The sequence below is a fragment of the Desulfosporosinus cupriresistens genome (assembly GCF_001707885.1).
In the GTDB taxonomy this organism is placed as follows: Bacteria; Bacillota; Desulfitobacteriia; order Desulfitobacteriales; family Desulfitobacteriaceae; genus Desulfosporosinus.
Window position 1 is genome coordinate 23,341 of record NZ_MASS01000052.1, and the last position, 7,098, is coordinate 30,438.

At 41.4% G+C, this 7,098-nt stretch carries 6 protein-coding genes; 5 read left to right on the top strand and 1 reads right to left on the bottom strand.

Going from position 1 to position 7,098, the window contains the following annotated elements; all coding sequences use genetic code 11:
* Window positions 1–155: 155 nt before the first annotated feature.
* Entirely contained in the window at window positions 156–437 is a 282-nt protein-coding gene (locus DSBG_RS17120; protein WP_068965517.1) for a DUF2325 domain-containing protein, read from the top strand.
* Window positions 438–523: 86 nt separating this feature from the next.
* On the opposite strand, the gene DSBG_RS17125 is transcribed toward DSBG_RS17120, so the two are convergent.
* Entirely contained in the window at window positions 524–1,720 is a 1,197-nt protein-coding gene (locus DSBG_RS17125; RefSeq protein ID WP_068965519.1) for an anaerobic nitric oxide reductase flavorubredoxin, read from the bottom strand.
* An 874-nt stretch (window positions 1,721–2,594) separates the two neighbouring features.
* Here DSBG_RS17125 and DSBG_RS17130 point away from each other — a divergent pair.
* From DSBG_RS17130 to DSBG_RS17145, 4 genes are all read left to right on the top strand, one after another.
* Window positions 2,595–3,770 carry a cache domain-containing protein gene (locus tag DSBG_RS17130; protein WP_068965521.1) on the top strand — a complete coding sequence of 392 codons (1,176 nt, stop codon included), beginning with the start codon at window positions 2,595–2,597 and terminating at the stop codon, window positions 3,768–3,770.
* A gap of 311 nt (window positions 3,771–4,081) precedes the next feature.
* Entirely contained in the window at window positions 4,082–4,570 is a 489-nt protein-coding gene (locus DSBG_RS17135) for an NADH-quinone oxidoreductase subunit NuoE family protein (RefSeq protein ID WP_068965523.1), read from the top strand.
* Window positions 4,571–4,672: 102 nt separating this feature from the next.
* Window positions 4,673–6,556, top strand: a complete 1,884-nt coding sequence (locus DSBG_RS17140; protein ID WP_068965525.1) for an NADH-quinone oxidoreductase subunit NuoF — start codon at window positions 4,673–4,675, stop codon at window positions 6,554–6,556.
* 148 nt (window positions 6,557–6,704) lie between these two features.
* Window positions 6,705–7,098 (top strand): 2Fe-2S iron-sulfur cluster-binding protein (locus DSBG_RS17145; RefSeq protein ID WP_141694353.1); only part of this gene is annotated, 394 nt, incomplete at its 3' end.

A 7,098-nucleotide genomic window follows, 5' to 3' on the forward strand; every position in this document is an offset into this window, starting at 1 on the left:
GTTGGCGTGACAGTTTTAATTGTTGCTCGGACAATAGTGCGTATGCAAAAAGGTAAAAGCACTTGCTGTGGAGGTTGCACCCAAAGTAAATGTGATTGTTCTAAGATAACATCCAAGTGTGAAAGCTTAGTAACTCAAGAGGAAGGAGGGATACGATGAGTATCGTGCTTGTTGGAGGTCATGATCGGATGCACAGTGAATATACGGAGATATGCGCCAAGCGGGGGCATCGCGTTAAGGTCTATACCCAGATGCCGACCAGATTTGAAAAGGTGATTGGAACGCCCGATGGAATTGTCTTATTCACATCGACAGTTTCCCATCAAATGATTCACACAGCTGTTAAAGAAGCAAAAAGAAAGAAGATACCAGTTTTCAGGTGCCATACCAGCAGCGGAGCTTCATTGGAAGGGATTTTATGCAAATTAGAGAGTTAATGGTGCCAAAATTCTGTATCACCTTATAGAAGAAGGGGGAGCGTTTGAAATGCTCCCCCTTCTTCTATAAGGTTACCTTTTCTTATTTACTTGAGAGCTTCTCCAATACTTTGCCCGAATTCCTGACATTTGATAATGCTCTCGTCATCTGGGTTCCAGGTTACCTTAAGCCCTTCGTTGAGTAGCTCAAACCCACCGTGTTCTAATTCAGCTGAAATAAGTTTGTTTCCTTCACCACTCCAACCGTAACTACCAAAGGCAGCGCCTTTTTTATTTTTAAACGCCAATCCTTTGATCATTTCCAGTATTCCGGCGACGGCAAACGATATGCCTTTATTAATGGTCGGTGATCCAACAATTATGGCCTTAGATTTGAAGACTTCGGTGATAATATCATTTTTATCGGTATGGGTAGAATTAGCATTAAACAATTTAACAGTAACAGCCGTATTACTTGATTTTATCCCAGCGGCTATTCTTTCTGCCATCTGCCGAGTGCTATTCCACATAGTATCGTATATGATCGTAATTTGATTTTCTTGGTAGTCTTTAGCCCAATCCATATATTTATTGACAATTTGTAAAGGATTATCCCGCCATATGAGGCCATGACTAGGGCAGATCATATCAACAGGTAGGTTAAAGCTCAGGATTTCAGTAATTTTATTGCCAACAAATTTACTGAACGGAGTTAAAATATTAGCATAATATTTTAGAGCCTCGTGATATAACTCTGATTGATCTACCAAGTCATTGAACATATGCTCGGAAGCTAAATGCTGACCAAAGCCATCATTGCTGAACAGGATATTATCTCCGGTCAAGTAGGTGAACATAGTATCAGGCCAATGGAGCATTCTTGCCTCAATGAAAATAAACTCTTTGGAACCAAGGCTTAATTTATCCCCCGTCTTAACAGGTACGAAATTCCAATCCTGATGATATTGACCTTTTAGGGATTTTATAGCATTGGCGGTGCAATAAATAGGGGTGTTGGGAATTTCTCTCATTAATTCTGGTAAGGCCCCACTGTGATCGGGTTCACCATGGTTAGCAATGATATAATCAATCTTATTTAAATCAATTTCTTTCTTCAAATTAGCAACAAACTCTTTGGCGAAGGGCGTCCATACACAATCAATCAAGGCTATCTTTTCGTCTCGGACAAGGTAGGAATTATAGCTGGAACCGCGGTGAGTAGAGAGTTCATCACCATGAAACTTTTTTAATTCCCAGTCGATTTTGCCGACCCATTTTACACTCTTGTTAATTTCAAAACTCATTATAATTACCTCCTATAATAATTTTTATAGACAATGCACTTCAAGCAGAATGGCCCAATCTCATTGTCTTGGCTAATTATCTCTACTTTATAACACAGATTGATGTCCAAACAAAAGGTTTGGTGGCTGCCTTGATCAAGGATACAGTGATTTTACTTTTGGTATGGCACAGAGAAGAGAGGCCGTAATCATCATTATATGCTTCGAAGAAATATAAGTCGATATCACACATTGTTCCAATCTAGCCATCTCTTTTATTTGTTTGCGAAAGACTGGAATTTATACAGACTAACACTTATTACTTTCGGCATCTAAAGACTCTAGACTTTAACCACACTTTTTTTACACTACTATTTGACTAATTCTTAAAAAATTCATATTATTTATGATGATTGTACTTAACTATTCTCTTTCGAATTGATTTCGTCGCACATTAGACTGTTACCTTAATTAGTTATATTCTACATTGATTTCAATTATCCTGCTTGAAATATATCTATTTGATAATTAATGTAAGAGAAAATCTTTTATCTTTATAGAACATAACCTATCTCTTTCTTACGGCTCACTAGTTGCTGTCGGGCTTTGGCTTTGGTTTATTTCCTTGAGCAAGTAATTCGAGCTCTTTGAAAATTCCTAGTTTATATAAATCCTTTTAAACACGCAATCTTTTAATATTATTTAGAAACTTGAGGTGAATAAGGTTATAATATATGAAAAGTATCTCAAAAAGGGGTTGTAAATATTCAAAAGAATTACACGATTGGATATTTGTTGAATTTGGATTGGTTGATACTTTAAAAAAACAATCTTTTAAAGACTTGTGCATATTAGATAAATAATATTTAGTGAGATCAATGGAGGAAGGGTATTTGTGCGTTTACTCAAACATCAGATTTTAGTATTGCTGCTGTGTGCTTTTTTTGTACTAATGGGTAGCTTCTACGTGGTCCTTGGTTGGCAGATGAAAGACCACGATGTGGTCGCTGCGCAGATTAAAGTACAAGCGGATTTGGCAATATGTGAGGAAATAATTGATACAAAATATCCCGGCTCATGGTCTGTGCAAGATGGGGAGTTATATAAAGGACCAGTTAAGATCAGCTTCAATAATAACATAGCAGATCATTTATCTCGCCTAACGGGAGATACTGTGACAGTGTTTCTGGGGGAGATGCCTGTGGTGACCTCAGAACTTAGTTCAAATGGTGAACCAGTTCTTGGTGGAAAAGCTTCTGCTAACGTTGCCCAGACAGTATTACAAAATGGGCAGATGTATCTTGGACGTGAAGATAATGGGGATCGATGGAACCAAGTTGGTTATTTCCCCTTACGTGCAGAAAGTGATAAGATCATTGGAATGTTTTGTGTGAGAATTTCACAGAGCTACGATCAGAGTTTTTTCACAAGGTCTTTGATAACGATGGCCACCTTGGGATTGGTCTTGACTGTCTTAATTGTTTTTCTCACCTTGCGTTCTCTGCGCAAAGCAATTATCTATCCTTTGCAGAATATCATGTCAGGTGCCCAGGAAGTAGCAACAGAACAATTGATGCAGAGTATAAACGTTTCCAGTGCAAAGGAAATCAAGGAGTTGAAGGACGTCTTTAACCAAATGGTAGACCAAATCCAAGTGTTAACAGGAGAAATTAATCAGGTAACTCATAGTAACCTCAAAAATGAATCACTTGATAATAATGAAATTCATAATGTTATGGAACTGATGAGGGGTAATAAGACTATGACTGAGCTGACCACTGACTATACAGTTGCTACCAAACCAAATCCGGAATTTAGTATGGAAAGTCCCTGGTATAGTGGAGATGAAGGATTGCCTAAGGGTTTATCTAAAGTAACTCTTGAGCATATAGTACAATTTCTGCAAGCAACCCGCCGTCCTCTTTCTGCAGAGGAAGTCGCAGAAGGAGTTAAGCTGACTAGGGTCACAGTACGTCATTACCTTGAATTTTTGGAACAGCGCAGGGTATTAAAATCCGAACTCAGATACGGCACGGGTGGACGACCTGTTAAATTATTTATCCTTTTATGAAAGGCCTATTGGGCACCTTTCAGTGCAAATAAGACCGCCGCCTTCGCTAAGACTGGCGAAGGCGGCAGTCTTATTTATCTTTATTTACGAAATCCCAGATGTTACTTTCTTAATTATCAAAACTTTCTATTTTAACATTCTTTACTTACAAAACCCTTTTCTTACCTCCATAAACACGACAAATCAGGGAGAAGAAAGATAAACTAAATCATAGATTCGCAAAACAAAAAATAATCTGACAGATTTTTCCCTTACATTATGAAAAGGAGGTTTGAACGTAAACTACATTGTTTCAATGAAGGAGGATTTCTATGTGTGATAGCGCTTCGCCAAATGAATTTGCGCAAAAGCTGGATGACTATATCGACAGCTTAACCTACAAAAAAGAAAACCTGATTGGAATTTTACATTATGCACAAGAAATATACGGTTACTTGCCTGATAATGTCCAATGGCATATTGCCCAGAAACTTGATATCCCTTCCGCCACGGTCTATGGCGTTGTGAGCTTCTACTCGTTTTTCACTATGGTTCCCAGGGGGGAACACGTTGTCAATATATGCACAGGGACTGCCTGTTTTGTACGAGGAGCAGAAAAATTAAAAGAAGAACTTGAAAATCAACTAAAAATTAAGGCCGGAGAAACCACTCCGGATAATCTCTTTACCTTAGAAACATTACGTTGCGTTGGAGCCTGTGGCCTCGCCCCAGTTATGATCGTCGATGGTAAAGTTCATGGACGCATGCATGAGGCACAAGCCATTAATGAGGTCCTGGCAAAGTACCGACCAGAAAGTTAACTGCGAAGTACGAAACATGAAGCAAGATATTCGGACCTGAATTTCGAACTTCGATCCCCCGAACCTCGACAAAAAGCGTAACCGAAGGAAGGGAAAAGCCAAATGAAACTCAAAAATACCGCGGCCTTAAATGCCTTAAAAGCCCAAAGTCTAAAACTCATTGAAACAAGGCGCGTTGCTGATACTGTGACAGCTAAAAATACTCAAGGCTTAAAACACGTTATGGTCTGCGGAGGGCCTGGTTGCCACTCCTCAGGCAGTCCTGGAATCGCCGAACGCCTTGAAGAGGAACTCAAGCAACGAGGATTATCTGAGCAAATTAAAGTTTTTCAACCCGGCTGTTTTGGTTTTTGTGAAAAAGGGCCGATGATTGAGATCCACCCAGATAATGTAACCTATTGTGAGGTTTCTGCTGATGACGTAGCAACCATTGTCGAAGAACACTTTATTCAAGGAAAACAGGTAGAGCACCTCCTCTATATGGATCCTAACACCAAGGAACGTTTTGCTAGCAACATTCCTTTTTATGATGGACAACTTCGAATTGCTCTACGGAACGTTGGCCACATTGCTCCTGAAAACATTCTTGAATATATCGCCGCTGACGGTTATCAGGCCTTATCTCAAGTTCTTTTTAACATGACGCCTCTGGACGTTATTGACGTTCTTAAAGATAGTGGTCTTCGAGGGCGTGGCGGCGCGGGTTTCCCCACGGGCGTGAAATGGGAATTCACGCGCAAGAGCCAAGCCGATCAACGCTATATTATTTGTAATGCTGACGAAGGGGATCCGGGGGCCTTTATGGATCGATCCGTCCTAGAGGGCGACCCTCATAGTGTTTTAGAGGCTATGATCATCGCTGGTTCTACGATTGGGGCTTCCGAGGGATATATCTATGTTCGTGCTGAATACCCTGCAGCCATTCACAGGTTGAAGATCGCTATTGCGCAAGCCCGAGAATACGGATTACTTGGAAAAAGCATTTTAGGAAGTGATTTCTCTTTTGACATTGAGCTTAAATACGGAGCAGGGGCTTTCGTCTGTGGTGAAGAGACGGCTCTGATCCATTCCATTGAGGGGGCTCGGGGAGAACCCACTGTCAAACCTCCCTTTCCTGCCCAAAAGGGGCTTTGGGGTAAACCAACGTGTGTCAACAATGTCGAAACATTGGCCAATATCCCCGCTATTATTTTAAAAGGAGCCGATTGGTTTGCTTCAATTGGCACAGAAAAAAGCAAAGGAACAAAAGTATTTGCTTTAGCTGGAAAAGTCAACAATGTAGGGCTAGTTGAGGTCCCCATGGGGACAACCCTCCGGCAAATTATTTTTAACATTGGCGGAGGAATTAAACAACACAAAACGTTTAAAGCTGCCCAAACTGGGGGGCCCTCCGGTGGATGTATTCCGACCAAGTATTTAGATTCCCCTATTGATTATGAGTCGTTAGCTGCCATCGGTTCTATGATGGGCTCTGGAGGGCTCATTGTCTTGGATGAAGACGATTGCATGGTTAATATCGCTAAATATTTCCTGGAGTTTACGATGGACGAATCGTGTGGTCGCTGTACCGCCTGCCGGGTCGGGACCAAACGTCTTTATGAAATCTTGACCAAGATCACCGAAGGCAAAGGGACATTAGAGGATTTAGAGAACATGGAGAAACTTTGTCATATCATTAAGGACACAGCTCTTTGCGGGCTTGGACAAAGTGCACCCAATCCCATCCTTTCTACCTTAAAGTACTTCCGAGACGAGTATGTCGCGCATATCGTAGATAAAACTTGTCCAGCTGGCGTCTGTCAGAGCTTGTTGAAATATGAAATCACGGATAAGTGTGTAGGCTGTACCCTTTGCGTCAAGAAATGCCCCATGTCTTGTATTTCTGGCTCAACCAAGAAACGCCACGTTATCGATCAAGAACGCTGCCTAAAATGCGGGGCATGTATGGAACAATGCCGTGTTATCGGCGCCATCATCCGCCATTAAGGTACCCCTGTACCCTTCTTATTAGAATGCGTGGGCATAAGTGCAACTAGGCGGCCGCTTTCGCAAGCTGCAAGAAGGTTTAAACCGCACGAAGACAGTGTCTTCGTCGTCGAGCGCCAGCCAAGTTTGCTTTAAAGGAGGACTCCATATGGATATACAGCTAACAATTAATGACATACCACTTACTGTACCCGAAGGAACGTCCATTTTGGACGCAGCCCGAACCGTCAATATTGATATTCCTACCTTATGCCATCTAAAACTTAATGAAATGCATTATAACAATAACATTGCTTCTTGTAGAGTTTGTGTGGTCGAAGTCGAGGGCCGACGTAACCTAGCCTCCTCCTGTTCAACTCCGGTAGCGAGTGGTATGGTTGTTAAAACTGATTCCCTACGTGCAATCCAAGCTAGACGAGCTATGGTCGAGCTTCTCCTCTCTGACCACCCGAAATCTTGTTTAACCTGCGCTAAAAATATGGACTGCGACCTACGGGCTCTTGCCGCAGAATTAGGTGTGAGAGCGATTAGTTATGAAGGGG